The sequence below is a fragment of the Comamonas terrigena NBRC 13299 genome, from assembly GCF_006740045.1.
GTDB classification, from domain to species: domain Bacteria; phylum Pseudomonadota; class Gammaproteobacteria; order Burkholderiales; family Burkholderiaceae_C; genus Comamonas; species Comamonas terrigena.
Map to the genome: position 1 here is coordinate 347,411 of NZ_AP019749.1, position 14,949 is coordinate 362,359.

8 protein-coding genes are annotated in these 14,949 nt (G+C 63.0%); all 8 read left to right on the forward strand.

The features are described 5' to 3' along the window. The first annotated feature begins 42 nt into the window (after positions 1-42). The 8 genes from rplJ (at position 43) to CT3_RS01695 (ending at position 14,935) form a co-directional block, all read left to right on the forward strand. Positions 43-570 (forward strand): 50S ribosomal protein L10, encoded by a 528-nt coding sequence (gene rplJ, locus CT3_RS01660; protein ID WP_066541604.1) that lies wholly within the window; start codon positions 43-45, stop codon positions 568-570. Positions 571-610: 40 nt separating this feature from the next. After that, entirely contained in the window at positions 611-985 is a 375-nt protein-coding gene (gene rplL / locus CT3_RS01665) for a 50S ribosomal protein L7/L12 (RefSeq protein WP_066541605.1), read from the forward strand. 280 nt (positions 986-1,265) lie between these two features. Continuing rightward, positions 1,266-5,378: a DNA-directed RNA polymerase subunit beta gene (gene rpoB, locus CT3_RS01670; RefSeq protein ID WP_066541606.1), complete on the forward strand. Its 4,113-nt coding sequence runs from the start codon at positions 1,266-1,268 to the stop codon at positions 5,376-5,378. Positions 5,379-5,499: 121 nt separating this feature from the next. Further along, entirely contained in the window at positions 5,500-9,717 is a 4,218-nt protein-coding gene (rpoC, locus tag CT3_RS01675) for a DNA-directed RNA polymerase subunit beta' (protein ID WP_066541608.1), read from the forward strand. Positions 9,718-9,832: 115 nt separating this feature from the next. Continuing rightward, a complete protein-coding gene (gene rsmB, locus CT3_RS01680) occupies positions 9,833-11,197 on the forward strand; it encodes a 16S rRNA (cytosine(967)-C(5))-methyltransferase RsmB (protein WP_066541610.1) in 1,365 nt (454 codons plus the stop codon). Next, positions 11,157-11,858, forward strand: a complete 702-nt coding sequence (locus CT3_RS01685) for a DUF4390 domain-containing protein (RefSeq protein WP_083520657.1) — start codon at positions 11,157-11,159, stop codon at positions 11,856-11,858. Before rsmB ends, CT3_RS01685 begins: the two co-directional genes overlap by 41 nt. Further along, the gene (locus CT3_RS01690) at positions 11,855-14,209 is read left to right on the forward strand and encodes a sensor histidine kinase (protein WP_098066025.1); all 2,355 of its coding nucleotides are present in this window, start codon (positions 11,855-11,857) and stop codon (positions 14,207-14,209) included. Before CT3_RS01685 ends, CT3_RS01690 begins: the two co-directional genes overlap by 4 nt. A 12-nt stretch (positions 14,210-14,221) precedes the next feature. Continuing rightward, positions 14,222-14,935 (forward strand): response regulator, encoded by a 714-nt coding sequence (locus CT3_RS01695; RefSeq protein ID WP_066541614.1) that lies wholly within the window; start codon positions 14,222-14,224, stop codon positions 14,933-14,935. Positions 14,936-14,949: the final 14 nt, after the last annotated feature.

The following is a 14,949-nucleotide window of genomic DNA, read 5'->3' on the forward strand; positions in this document are numbered from 1 at the left end:
CACAAGGGGCTTGCCCTGCGTGCGCATTTGAAGGAGTAGACCTTGAGTCTTAATCGCAGTGAGAAAGAAGCGGTCATCAACGAAGTGACCAGCCTCGCCGCTAAAGCTCAAACGCTTGTGATCGCGGAATACCGTGGCATCACGGTCGCCGACATGACCAAACTGCGTAGCGAAGCGCGCAGCAAGGGTGTGAGCCTGAGCGTGTTGAAGAACACCCTGGCCCGCCGTGCTGTCGCCGGTAGCGCGTTTGAAGTGGTGGCTGACCAGATGACTGGTCCCCTGATCTATGGCTTCTCTGAAGACGCAGTGGCTGCCGCCAAGGTGGTGGCCGACTTCGCGAAGACCAACGACAAGTTGGTGATTCGCGGTGGCGCGTTTTCGGGCAAGGCCCTGGACGTGAACGGCGTGAAGCAGCTGGCAAGCATCCCCTCGAAGGAAGTGCTGCTGGCCCAAGTGTGTGGCTTGCTCATGTCGCCTATGTCGCGTACAGCCGTTGTGCTGGGTGCGCTGGCGGCAAAGAAGAGCGAAGGCGCAGAGCAACCTGCCGCCGAAGAAGCCGCTGCAGCTTAATTGCGGCAACAAACAACCAACAAATTGTTAGGAAATTAACATGGCATTCGATAAAGACGCATTCTTGACCGCCCTGGACAGCATGACTGTTCTGGAACTGAACGACCTGGTCAAGGCAATTGAAGAAAAGTTTGGCGTGAGCGCTGCCGCTATGGCTGCTCCTGCTGCTGCTGGCGGCGGTGCTGCTGCTGCTGCTGAAGAAAAGACCGAGTTCAACGTGGTGCTGGCTGAAGCCGGTTCCAACAAGGTTGCCGTGATCAAGGCCGTGCGCGAAATCACCGGCCTGGGTCTGAAGGAAGCCAAGGACCTGGTCGACGGCGCTCCCAAGAACGTGAAGGAAGGCGTGGCCAAGGCCGACGCTGAAGCCGCAGTGAAGAAGCTGACCGAAGCTGGTGCTAAGGCTGAACTCAAGTAATTGAGTCCAATCCTGAGGCTGGAGTGCTCGCAAGGGCCTCCAGCCTTTGGTGCTTGTGGAACTGGCTTCCAGAGCACACCAGAAAACGGGCAAATCGCCTTTTTTCTAGTGTCTTCTGACAACCCGACAGCAGAAGATGCCTTGGTTCGGGCGATGTGCAACGCATCGCCGTCCGCCATGGTTGGTAGTGGCCAACCGCCAAGCCGGCAAAAGGAGCGCGCCCTTCTTGCCGGACAGTGTCGTCGCAGACCCAGGACTCAAGTCTTTGCCCGGAGATCTCATGGCCTATTCTTACACCGAACGTAAGCGAATTCGCAAAAGTTTCGGCAGCCGCGATAGCGTGCTCGAAGTGCCTTACCTGCTGCAGATGCAAAAAGATGCATACACCGCATTCCTGCAGTCAGACGTAGCCCCCAAAAAACGCACCATTGAAGGCCTGCAAGCGGCTTTCAACTCTGCTTTCCCCATCGTCTCCCACAATGGTTTTGTGGAGATGAAGTTTGTCGAGTACAACCTTGCCAAGCCCGCTTTCGACGTGCGCGAGTGCCAGACCCGTGGTCTGACCTTCGCCTCGGCCGTGCGTGCCAAAGTGCAGTTGATCATCTATGACCGCGAGTCCTCGACTTCGCAGTCCAAGGTGGTCAAGGAAGTGAAGGAGCAAGAGGTCTACATGGGCGAAGTGCCCCTGATGACCGACAAGGGCTCGTTCATCATCAACGGTACCGAGCGTGTGATCGTCTCGCAGCTGCACCGTTCGCCTGGCGTGTTCTTCGAACACGACAAGGGCAAGACCCACAGCTCGGGCAAGCTGCTGTTCTCGGCGCGCATCATCCCTTACCGCGGCTCTTGGCTGGACTTCGAGTTCGACCCCAAGGACCTGCTGTACTTCCGCGTGGACCGTCGTCGCAAGATGCCCGTGTCCATCCTGCTGAAGGCCATCGGCCTGACCCCCGAGTCCATCCTGGCGAACTTCTTCGTCAACGACAATTTCCGCCTGATGGACAGCGGCGCACAGATGGAATTCGTGGCCGACCGCCTGAAGGGTGAAGTCGCACGTTTCGACATCACCGACAAGTCCGGCAAGGTCGTCGTTGCCAAGGACAAGCGCGTCACGGCCCGCCACACCCGCGAACTGGAACAATCCGGCACCAAGTACATCAGCGTGCCCGAAGACTTCCTGATCGGTCGTGTGCTGGCCAAGAACATCGTGGACCCGGACACCGGCGAAATCATCGCCAAGGCCAACGAAGAGCTGACCGAAGCCCTGCTGAAGAAGCTGCGCAGCGCCGGCATCCAGGACATCCAGTGCATCTACACGAACGAACTGGACCAGGGCGCCTACATCTCGCAGACCCTGCGCACGGATGAAACCGCCGACGAGTTCGCTGCACGTGTGGCGATCTACCGCATGATGCGTCCCGGCGAGCCTCCCACCGAGGACGCCGTGCAGGCCCTGTTCCAGCGCCTGTTCTACAACGCCGACACCTACGATCTGTCGCGCGTGGGCCGCATGAAGTTCAACGCCAAGGTAGGCCGCGACGATCCGACAGGCCCCATGGTGCTGTCCAACGAAGACATCCTGGCCGTGGTCAAGATCCTGGTGGATCTGCGCAACGGCAAGGGCGAAGTCGACGATATCGACCACCTGGGCAACCGCCGCGTGCGTTGCGTGGGCGAACTGGCCGAAAACCAGTACCGCACCGGTCTGGCACGTATCGAAAAGGCTGTGAAGGAACGTCTGGGTCAGGCAGAGCAAGAGCCTCTGATGCCCCACGACCTGATCAACTCCAAGCCCATTTCTGCGGCGCTGAAGGAGTTCTTCGGTGCATCGCAGCTGTCGCAGTTCATGGACCAGACCAACCCTCTGGCCGAAATCACCCACAAGCGCCGCGTGTCGGCCCTTGGCCCGGGCGGTTTGACCCGCGAACGTGCCGGCTTTGAAGTGCGTGACGTGCACGTGACCCACTACGGTCGCGTCTGCCCCATCGAAACGCCTGAAGGTCCGAACATTGGTCTGATCAACTCGCTGGCTCTGTACGCCCGCCTGAACGAATACGGTTTCATCGAAACCCCGTATCGTCGCGTGGTGGACGGCAAGGTCACGATGGAAATCGACTACCTGTCGGCCATCGAAGAAGGCAAGTACGTGATCGCCCAGGCGAATGCCGAACTGGACGCCGAAGGCCGTCTGGTGGGTGAGCTGGTGTCGGCCCGTGAAGCCGGTGAATCCACACTGCTGTCCCCCGAGCGCGTGCAGTACATGGACGTGTCGCCTGCACAGATCGTGTCGGTGGCCGCCTCGCTGATTCCGTTCCTCGAACACGATGACGCGAACCGCGCATTGATGGGTGCCAACATGTCGCGCCAGGCCGTGCCTGTGCTGCGTCCTGAAAAGCCCATGGTCGGTACCGGTATCGAACGCGTTGCCGCGGTCGACTCGGGCACCGTGGTGACGGCCACCCGCGGCGGTATCGTGGATTACGTCGATGCAACCCGCATCGTGATCCGCGTGAACGACGAAGAGGCTGTGGCTGGTGAAGTGGGTGTGGACATCTACAACCTGATCAAGTACCAGCGTTCCAACCAGAACACCAACATCCACCAGCGTCCCGTCGTCAAGCGCGGCGACAAGCTGGCCAAGGGTGACGTGATCGCCGACGGCGCATCGACCGACCTGGGCGAAATCGCCATCGGCCAGAACATGCTGATCGCCTTCATGCCCTGGAACGGCTACAACTTCGAAGACTCGATCCTGATCTCCGAACGCGTGGTGTCCGAAGACCGCTACACCTCGATCCACATCGAGGAACTGGTGGTGATGGCACGCGACACCAAGCTGGGCGCGGAAGAAATCACCCGCGACATCCCCAACCTGTCCGAGCAACAGCTGAACCGCCTGGACGAGTCCGGCATCATCTACGTGGGCGCGGAAGTGCAACCCGGCGACACGCTGGTGGGCAAGGTCACTCCCAAGGGCGAGACCACGCTGACTCCGGAAGAGAAGCTGCTGCGCGCCATCTTCGGCGAGAAGGCTTCCGATGTGAAGGACACCTCGCTGCGTGTGGACCAGGGTTCGTCCGGCACCGTGATCGACGTGCAGGTCTTCACCCGTGAAGGCATCCAGCGCGACAAGCGCGCCCAGCAGATCATCGATGACGAGCTGAAGCGTTTCCGCCTGGACCTGAACGACCAGCTGCGCATCGTGGAAGCCGACGCGTTCGACCGTATCGAAAAGCTGCTGATCGGCCGCGTGGCCAACGGCGGCCCGAACAAGCTGGCCAAGGGCGCCAAGCTGGACAAGGCCTATCTGGACGGCGTGGAGAAGTTCCACTGGTTCGATATCCGTCCTGCAGAAGACGAACTGGCTGCGCAACTGGAATCCATCAAGAACGCCCTGGAGCAGACGCGCCACGAGTTCGACCTGGCTTTCGAGGAAAAGCGCAAGAAGCTCACGCAAGGCGACGAGCTGCCTGCTGGCGTGCTGAAGATGGTCAAGGTGTACCTGGCCGTCAAGCGTCGCCTGCAGCCTGGTGACAAGATGGCCGGCCGCCACGGTAACAAGGGTGTGGTTTCCCGCATCGTGCCCGTGGAAGACATGCCTTACCTGGCTGACGGCACCACCGCCGACATCGTGCTGAACCCGCTGGGCGTGCCTTCGCGTATGAACATCGGTCAGGTGCTGGAAGTGCACTTGGGCTGGGCCGGCAAGGGTCTGGGCCAGCGCATTGGCGACATGCTGCAGGCCGAAGCCAAGATGGCCGATCTGCGCGCCTTCCTGGAAGAGGTCTACAACAGCCGCGGTCGCAAGGAAGACCTGTCGCTGCTGAGCGATGACGAAATCCTGCGCATGGCCAACAACCTGAAGACCGGTGTGCCTTTCGCCACCCCGGTGTTCGACGGTGCTTCCGAACAGGAAATCAAGGACATGCTGAAGCTGGCATATCCCGATGAACTGAAGGAGCGCAAGGGTCTGACCGACAGCCGCACCCAGGCCTATCTGTTCGACGGCCGTACCGGCGAGCAGTTCGAGCGCCCGACCACCATCGGCTACATGCACTACCTGAAGCTGCACCACTTGGTCGACGACAAGATGCACGCACGTTCCACGGGTCCGTACTCGCTGGTGACGCAGCAGCCTCTGGGCGGTAAGGCCCAGTTCGGTGGCCAGCGTTTCGGTGAAATGGAAGTGTGGGCGCTGGAAGCTTACGGCGCCGCCTACGTGCTGCAGGAAATGCTGACCGTGAAGTCCGATGACGTGGTGGGCCGTACCAAGGTGTACGAATCCATCGTCAAGGGCGAGCACGCCATTGAAGCCGGCATGCCTGAATCGTTCAATGTGCTGGTCAAGGAAATTCGTTCCCTGGGCCTGGACATCGAACTCGAGCGTTCCTGAGACCTTGTAAAAAACGTGAGCGCCTTCTGCGCATGAACAAAGGATCTGCATCGATCGAATTGAGGATTCGATGCAGATCCCGCAGAGGCAGCTATTAATTTGGATGAAAGGGAAAGAGTCTATGAAATCGTTACTCGACCTGTTCAAGCAATTCACGCCGGATGAGCACTTCGATGCCATCAAGATCGGCCTGGCTTCGCCCGAGAAAATTCGTTCCTGGTCTTTCGGTGAGGTGAAGAAGCCCGAGACCATCAACTACCGTACGTTCAAGCCCGAGCGCGATGGTCTGTTCTGCGCCAAGATCTTTGGCCCGATCAAGGACTACGAGTGCCTGTGCGGCAAGTACAAGCGTCTGAAGCACCGCGGCGTGATCTGCGAGAAGTGCGGCGTGGAAGTGACCCAGACCAAGGTGCGCCGTGAGCGCATGGGCCACATCGATCTGGCTGCGCCTTGCGCCCACATCTGGTTCCTGAAGTCCCTGCCTTCGCGCCTGGGTCTGGTGCTGGACATGACGCTGCGCGACATCGAGCGCGTGCTGTACTTCGAAGCCTATGTGGTGACCGACCCCGGCATGACCCCGCTGAAGAAGTTCAGCATCATGTCCGAAGACGACTACGACGCGAAGCAGCGTGAATTCGGCTACGACGAGTTCACCGCCAAGATGGGCGCCGAAGGTATCAAGGACCTGCTGGAAGGCATCGATATCGACAGCGAAATCGAGCGTCTGCGTGGCGATCTGACCGGCTCCGAAGTCAAGGTCAAGAAGAACGCCAAGCGCCTGAAGCTGCTGGAAGCGTTCAAGAAGTCCGGCATCAAGCCCGGCTGGATGGTCATGGAAGTGCTGCCCGTGCTGCCTCCCGACCTGCGCCCGCTGGTGCCGCTGGACGGCGGCCGCTTTGCGACCTCCGACCTGAACGACCTGTACCGCCGCGTCATCAACCGCAACTCGCGTCTGCGCCGTCTGCTGGAGCTGAAGGCTCCCGAGATCATTGCGCGCAACGAAAAGCGCATGTTGCAGGAAGCCGTGGACAGCCTGCTGGACAACGGCCGCCGTGGCAAGGCCATGACGGGCGCCAACAAGCGTGCCCTGAAGTCGCTGGCCGACATGATCAAGGGCAAGAGCGGTCGTTTCCGCCAGAACTTGCTGGGCAAGCGCGTGGACTACTCCGGTCGTTCCGTGATCACCGTGGGTCCTTACCTCAAGCTGCACCAGTGCGGTCTGCCCAAGCTGATGGCGCTGGAACTGTTCAAGCCTTTCATCTTCTCCCGTCTGGAGCAGATGGGCATTGCCACGACCATCAAGGCCGCCAAGAAGGAAGTGGAATCCGGCAGCCCCGTGGTGTGGGACATTCTGGAAGAGGTCATCAAAGAACACCCGATCATGCTCAACCGTGCGCCTACGCTGCACCGTTTGGGTATCCAGGCGTTCGAGCCCATCCTGATCGAAGGCAAGGCCCTGCAACTGCACCCGCTGGTCTGCGCGGCATTCAACGCCGACTTCGACGGTGACCAGATGGCTGTGCACGTGCCCCTGTCCGTGGAAGCACAGATGGAAGCCCGCACGCTGATGCTGGCCTCCAACAACGTGCTGTTCCCCGCTTCGGGCGAACCCTCCATCGTTCCTTCCCAGGACGTGGTGCTGGGTCTGTACCACGCGACCCGCGACAAGATCAACGGCAAGGGCGAAGGCATGGTGTTCATGGACACCAACGAAGTCCAGCGCGCGCTGGATTCCGGTGAAGCCGAGCTGCATGCCAAGATCAGCGTGCGTCTGCCCCAGTGGACCAAGGACAAGGAAACCGGCGAATTCGTCAAATCCGTGAGCCTGGTGCACACCACGGTGGGCCGTGCCCTGCTGTCGGAAATCCTGCCCAAGGGCCTGGACTTCAGCAACATCAACAAGGCGCTGAAGAAGAAGGAAATCTCCAAGCTCATCAACGCTTCGTTCCGCAAGTGCGGTCTGAAGGCCACCGTGGTGTTTGCCGACAAGCTGCTGCAGAACGGTTTCCGTCTGTCGACGCACGCCGGTTTCTCCGTGGCCATCGACGACATGCTGGTGCCCCCGCAAAAGGCCGACATCCTGGCCCGCGCGGAAGCTGAAGTGAAGGAAATCGAGCAGCAGTACGTCTCCGGTCTGGTGACGGCTGGCGAGCGCTACAACAAGGTGGTGGACATCTGGGGCAAGGCCGGTGACGACGTGTCCAAGGTGATGATGGACCAGCTGAAGGTCCAGAAGACCACCGACCGCGACGGCAACCAGGTGGACCAGGAGTCGTTCAACGCCATCTACATGATGGCCGACTCCGGTGCCCGGGGTTCTGCAGCGCAGATTCGCCAGCTGGCCGGTATGCGTGGCCTGATGGCCAAGCCTGACGGCTCCATCATTGAGACGCCTATTACCGCGAACTTCCGCGAAGGCCTCAATGTGTTGCAGTACTTCATCTCGACCCACGGTGCCCGTAAGGGTCTGGCCGACACGGCGTTGAAGACCGCGAACTCGGGTTACCTGACCCGCCGTCTGGTGGACGTGACCCAGGACCTGGTCGTGAACGAGCAAGACTGCGGCACCTACAACGGTTATCTGATGCGCGCCATCGTCGAAGGCGGTGAAGTGATCGAATCCCTGCGCGACCGCGTGCTGGGCCGTTCGACCGCCGAAGACGTGCTGCATCCCGAAACCCGCGTGGTGCTGCTGCGCGCCGGTACGCTGCTGGACGAAGACACGATCGAAGAGCTGGAAGCCCAGGGCGTGGACGAGATCAAGGTGCGTACGGCGCTGACCTGCGAAACCCGTTTCGGTCTGTGCGCAACCTGCTACGGCCGTGACCTGGGTCGCGGTGGCCTGATCAACATGGGCGAAGCGGTGGGCGTGATCGCTGCGCAGTCCATCGGTGAACCCGGTACCCAGCTGACCATGCGTACGTTCCACATCGGTGGTGCGGCTTCGCGTGCAGCCGTGGCCTCGAGCGTGGAAGCCAAATCGAACGGTTCGATCAGCTTCAACCCGACCATGCGCTATGTGAGCAACACCAAGGGTGAGCTGGTCGTGATTTCGCGTTCGGGCGAGATCGTGATCTCCGAAAACGGCCGTGAGCGTGAGCGTCACAAGGTGCCTTATGGCGCCATCCTGACCGTCAAGCCCGATGAAGCCATCAAGGCCGGCAAGATCCTGGCGAACTGGGATCCGCTGACCCGCCCCATCATTACCGAATACGCCGGTCAGGTGAAGTTCGAGAATGTGGAAGAAGGCCTCACCGTGGCCAAGCAGGTCGACGAAGTGACGGGTCTGTCCACCCTGGTGGTGATCGACCCCAAGCGCCGCGGTTCTGCCAAGGTGGTGCGTCCCCAGGTCAAGCTGATCGATGCCAACAACCAGGAAGTCAAGATCCCTGGTACCGACCACGCCGTGACGATCGGCTTCCAGGTCGGCGCGCTGATCCAGGTGCGTGACGGTCAGGACGTGGGCCCCGGCGAAGTGCTGGCCCGTATCCCTGTGGAAGGTCAGAAGACCCGCGACATTACCGGTGGTCTGCCCCGTGTGGCCGAGCTGTTCGAAGCCCGTACGCCCAAGGACAAGGGCACGCTGGCCGAGATGACCGGCACGATCTCCTTCGGCAAGGAAACCAAGGGCAAGATCCGCCTGCAGATCACCGATCTGGAAGGCAAGGTCTGGGAAGAGCTGGTGCCCAAGGAGCGCAACATTCTGGTCCACGAAGGCCAGGTGGTGAACAAGGGTGAATCGATTGTGGACGGTCCGGCCGATCCGCAGGACATCCTGCGCCTGCTGGGTATCGAAGAGCTGTCGCGCTACATCGTGGACGAAGTGCAGGACGTGTACCGTCTGCAGGGCGTGAAGATCAACGACAAGCACATCGAAGTGATCGTGCGCCAGATGCTGCGTCGCGTCGTGATCGAGAACCCTGGCGATACCACCTACATCCAGGGTGAACAGGTCGAACGCTCCGAAGTGCTCAACACCAACGAAGCGGCGCAACGCGACGGCAAGATACCTGCCACGTACTCCAACGTGCTGCTGGGTATCACCAAGGCTTCGCTGTCGACCGACTCCTTCATCTCTGCGGCTTCCTTCCAGGAAACCACCCGCGTGCTGACCGAGGCTGCCATCATGGGCAAGCGCGACGAGCTGCGCGGTCTGAAGGAAAACGTCATCGTGGGTCGTCTGATCCCCGCTGGTACCGGTCTGGCCTACCACCAGGCACGCAAGGCCAAGGACGCCATGGACGAGGCCGAGCGCCGCGCCATCGCCGAAGCCGAAGCGGCCGAGCTGGCTGGCGTGACGGCTGACGAGTCCGTCGCAGGTGACGACAGCGCCGCGTAAGCGCGCGCTCTTGCGTCACTGACCACGCTCCCCGCTTGCTGCAAGGCAGGTGGGGAGCGTTTTTATTTGGGCGGCGCTGGCAGGGGCCGGCGCCGTACACATGGCGTGTAATTTCATGACGACTTCATCTGCTTCCCGCGCTGCTGGAAAACCGGCGCAGCCCGTGGCCTTGTCACGGCTGCTGGACCAGGTGGCGCAGGCCCTGCAGGCCATCCGCGCCGGACAATCGGGCACCGGCCTGCTGCAGGCCGTGCCGGCCGCGCTGCGCCCGGGTGTCCAGGCGCTGCTGTTCCAGGTGCTGCGCAATCTGGGCCGAGCCCAGGCCTTGCGCGCCCAGCTGGCGCCCAAGGCCCCGGCCCCCAAGGTGGATGCCTTGCTGTGCACGGCACTGGCCCTGGCGTGGAATGAAGCCCAGGCACCGTATGCGCCCTTCACGCTGGTCAACCAGGCCGTGGAAGCGGCCAAGCGCGGCCCCGCTGCACGACAGGCCGGCTTCATCAATGCCTGCCTGCGCCGTTTTCTGCGCGAGCGGGATGCGCTGGTGGCGCTGACCGACGCGGACCCCCAGGCCCGCTGGAACCACCCCCGCTGGTGGATCGAGCGCCTGCAGCGCGAATACCCCGCGCAGTGGCAGCAGATTCTGGAAGCCAACAACGCCCATGCGCCGATGGCGCTGCGGGTGCATGCCCGGAAATCGACGCCTGCGCAGTACCTGAGCGCACTGCAAGCCGTCCACCTGGAGGCGACGGTGTTCGGCGCGCATGGCGTGCAGCTGGCCAAGCCCCAGCCGGTCGATGCCTTGCCCGGCTTTGCCGAGGGCGTGGTGTCGGTGCAGGACGGTGCCGCTCAGCTGGCTGCGCCCCTGCTGCTGCACGGTCTGGAACTGTCCCGGCCCTTGCAGGTGCTGGATGCCTGCGCCGCGCCGGGGGGCAAGACGGCCCACCTGCTGGAGCTGGGGGGCGAGGCCCTGCAGGTCACCGCCCTGGAAGTCGATGCGCAGCGTGCCGAACGCATTCACCACACGCTGGCGCGGGTGGGCGCGCAGGCCAAGGTGCTGGTGGCCGATGCCGGCCAGCCCGCACAGTGGTGGCAGCAGGCCAATGGAGGCCAGAAGTTCGACGCCATCTTGCTGGACGCCCCGTGCACCGCATCGGGCATCGTGCGGCGCCACCCGGACGTGCGCTGGCTGCGCCGCGAAAGCGATGTGGCGCAGCTTGCGGCTATCCAGACGCAGCTGCTGGACACCCTGTGGCCCTTGGTGCAACCCGGTGGACGGCTGCTGTATTGCACCTGCTCGGTGTTCAAGGCCGAGGGGGATGCGCAGGTCAAAGCGTTTCTTGCACGCAACACTGATGCCACACATCAGCCATCGCCTGGGCATTTAATTCCCGGAACCACACCGATCCGCGATGCACTCCCGGACAATGGTGCAGGTGACCATGACGGCTTTTTCTACGCCCTGTTTACCAAGGCGCTCTGACCTTGTCGCCGCGCTGCAGCTGTGCGGTGCACTGCTGCTGGCGTTGGCCCTGTTCTGGGCGTTGCCCGGCGCGCAGGCCCAGACACTGGCCAGTGCGACCAGTACCGAGTTGCTGCTGGAGCCCGCGGCCGACACGGCCGTGCCGGTGGATGGGCTGTTGCTGCGCCCGGCGGGCGACAAGCTGCAGCTCAGCGCATCCCTGCATTTCGAGCTGCCTTCCCTGGTGGAAGACGCCTTGTACAAAGGCATTCCGGTGCACTTTGTGCAGGAAGTGCGCATGGTCAGCGAGCGCTGGTACTGGAGCGACAAGGTGGTGGCCGAGGTGGAGCGCCACATGCGACTGAGCTACCAGCCGCTGACGCGCCGCTGGCGCCTGTACACCGGTGCATCCCCGTTGAGCGAGCGGGGGCAAGGCGGTGTCTCCCTGGGTGTGACCTTTGATACGCTGGAAGACGCGATGTCGGCGCTGCGGCGCATTACCCGCTGGAATGTGGCCGAGCTGTCGCAGCTGCCTTCCAGCGGTGAGCTGCAACTGGAGCTGCAGATGCGCATCGACACGGCGCAGCTGCCTCGGCCGCTGCAGATCGGCAATCTCGGGCGCTCCGGCTGGAGCATGCTGGTATCCCGCAGCAAGCGTGTGGACGCGCATGAATGGCGATGACGACTGAATCCGGTGCGCCGGCGGCCCTGCCGGCCGGCAAGCATGCCCCCAGCGCCCGTACCGTGCGCTGGACCGTGGGAATTGTGGCCGCCGTCATGTGCGCCATCGGCATGGTGCTGCTGTTCCTGCTGACGCTGGCCACCAACAACCGGGTGCTCTACGAGCGCCACTACCAGTGGCTGTTCGGCCTGAACGTGCTGGTGGCGGGCATCCTGCTGTGCGTGCTGCTGTGGATGGCGGTGCGCCTGCTGGTGCGCTGGCGGCAGAAGAAATTCGGCAGCCGGCTGCTGCTCAAGCTGGCGGCGGTCTTCGGCATTGCAGGCCTGGTGCCGGGCCTGCTGATCTATGTGGTGTCCTACCAGTTCGTCTCACGCTCCATCGAGAGCTGGTTTGACGTCAAGGTGGAAGGGGCTCTGTCCGCGGGCGTCAGCCTGGCCAGCGTGACGCTGGAGACGGTGGCCCAGGACATGGCCAACAACACGCGCACGGCCAGTGCGCAGCTGGTCCAGGTGCCGGATGCGGCGGCGGGGCTGATCCTGGAGCGCATCCGCGACCAGCTGGGGGCCAGCGATGTAGTGCTGTGGAACAGCAACGGCAAGGCCGTGGGCACGGCAGGGCAGTCCTTGTTTGCGCTGCAGCCCGAGCGGCCCAGCAGCCAGCAGCTGCGGACCGTGCGCAGCCAGCGGCCGCTGGCCACCATCGAAGGCCTGGACGATATCAACCCCAACGATGCCCAGGCGGTGCAGCAGGTGCGGGTGCGCACGCTGGCGCTGGTGAGCAACCCCAGCGTGGGCCTGCTGGAAGAGCCCCGCTATCTGCAGGTGGTGCTGCCCTTGCCCCAGGCCCTGGTGACCAATGCACTGGCCGTGCAGGGGGCCAACCGGGAATACCAGGAGCGTGCGCTGGCCCGTGAAGGCCTGCGCAGCATGTACATCGGCACCCTGACGCTGTCGCTGTTCCTGGCCGTGTTCGGCACGGTGGTGCTGGCGGTGCTGCTGGGCAACCAGCTGGCCCGTCCGCTGCTGCTGCTGGCCCAGGGCGTGCGCGATGTGACGCAGGGCGATCTGCGGCCCAAGGCCGTGCTGCAGACCAATGACGAGCTGGGGGGACTGACCCGCTCGTTTGCGCTGATGACGCAGCAACTGGCCGATGCCCGCACGGCGGTGGACAAAAGCATGGTGGAGGTGCAGTCCGCGCGCACCAACCTGCAGACCATTCTGGACAATCTGACGTCCGGGGTGCTGGTGCTGGATGCGCAGGGCCGCGTGCTGTCGACCAACCCGGGGGCGACCCGGATCCTGCGCCTGCCGATGGCGGCGCACCTGGGGGATGCGCTGAGCGAGCTGCCGGGGCTGCAGGGCTTTGCGGCCATGGTGCAGGAACAGTTTGCGCTGTTCCTGGGCGAGCAGGGCGCCTCCATGGGGCGCGAGCGCTGGCAACTGGTGTTCGAGCTGGGCGCTGGCGACCAGGCCGATGGCCCGCGTGCCGGCGAAGTGCTGCACGACAAGACCAGCCTGGTGGTGCGTGGGGCCGAGCTGCCCGGCCAGCGCCGGCTGCTGGTGTTCGACGATATTTCCGAAATCGTCTCGGCCCAGCGTTCCCAGGCCTGGGGCGAAGTGGCCCGGCGCGTGGCGCACGAGATCAAGAATCCGCTGACCCCGATCCAGCTGTCGGCGGAACGCCTGGACATGAAGCTGTCGGGAAAGCTGCCGGAAGCCGAGCAGGCGCTGCTGCAGAAATCGGTGCGCACCATCGTTGAACAGGTGGGCGCGATGAAGCGGCTGGTCAATGAATTCCGCGACTATGCGCGCCTGCCCGCGGCCGAGCTGCAGGCGCTGGACCTGAACGGCCTGGTGCAGGATGTGATGCACCTGTACGGCGAAGAAAATGCCCGCGTCCCGGTGAAGGTGGAGCTGGACCCCCAGTGCCCGCGCATTGCCGGCGATGCGCAGCAGCTGCGCCAGGTCATCCACAACCTGTTGCAAAACGCCCAGGACGCGACCGAGCAGCACGCCCAGAATCTGGGCGTGGCACCACCGCCGGTGCGCATCAGCACCCAGTGGCTGGAAACCGCACGCCGGGTGCGGTTGACCATCAGCGACAGCGGCGGGGGCTTTCCTCCCCATATCCTGCAGCGTGCCTTCGAGCCCTATGTGACGACCAAGGCTCGGGGTACGGGTTTGGGCTTGGCCGTGGTCAAGAAAATTGCAGATGAGCATGGGGCTCGCATCGATTTGGCCAACCGCACCGAAGAGGGCGTGGCGCAAGGTGCACAAGTGTCGCTATCATTCGTCCCTGAAAACAACGCTGCGGCGTCAGAAGGGATGGCGACCGCGCACCGCAGTACATAGGCTTCAAGACACATGGCAAACATACTGGTGGTCGACGACGAACTGGGGATCCGCGATCTGTTGTCGGAAATCCTCAACGACGAGGGTCACAGTGTGGACCTGGCGGAGAACGCGACCCAGGCCCGGGAGGCCCGCAACGCGAGTTCGTACGATCTGGTCCTGCTGGACATCTGGATGCCCGATACCGATGGCGTTTCCCTCCTCAAGGAGTGGGCCACGGCCGGGCAGCTGACCATGCCCGTCATCATGATGAGTGGCCATGCCACCATCGATACGGCCGTGGAAGCCACGCGCATCGGGGCGCAGTCCTTCCTGGAAAAGCCCATCACCTTGCAGAAGCTGCTCAAGGCGGTCGAGCAGGGGCTTGCCAAGGCGGGCAGCGCGCCTGCGCCTGCCGCCTCGGCATCCACGGTGTATGTCGAACGCCGCGACATGGCCGGCAGCGACCTGCCGGCATCTGCCGCCGTGCCCAGCATGGTGGCGCCCTTGTCCAGCCGCGCCGGCCTGCATGACGCGGCACTCAGCGCGCACCAGGGCTTCGATCTGGACCGCCCCTTGCGTGAGGCGCGGGATGGTTTCGAGAAGGCCTATTTCGAGTTCCACCTGGCACGGGAAGGCGGCTCGATGACCCGTGTGGCCGAAAAGACCGGGCTGGAACGCACCCACCTCTACCGCAAGCTGCGCCAGCTGGGCGTGGACCTGGGCCGCAACAAGCGCAATGGTTGAAGAATTTGGCGCAA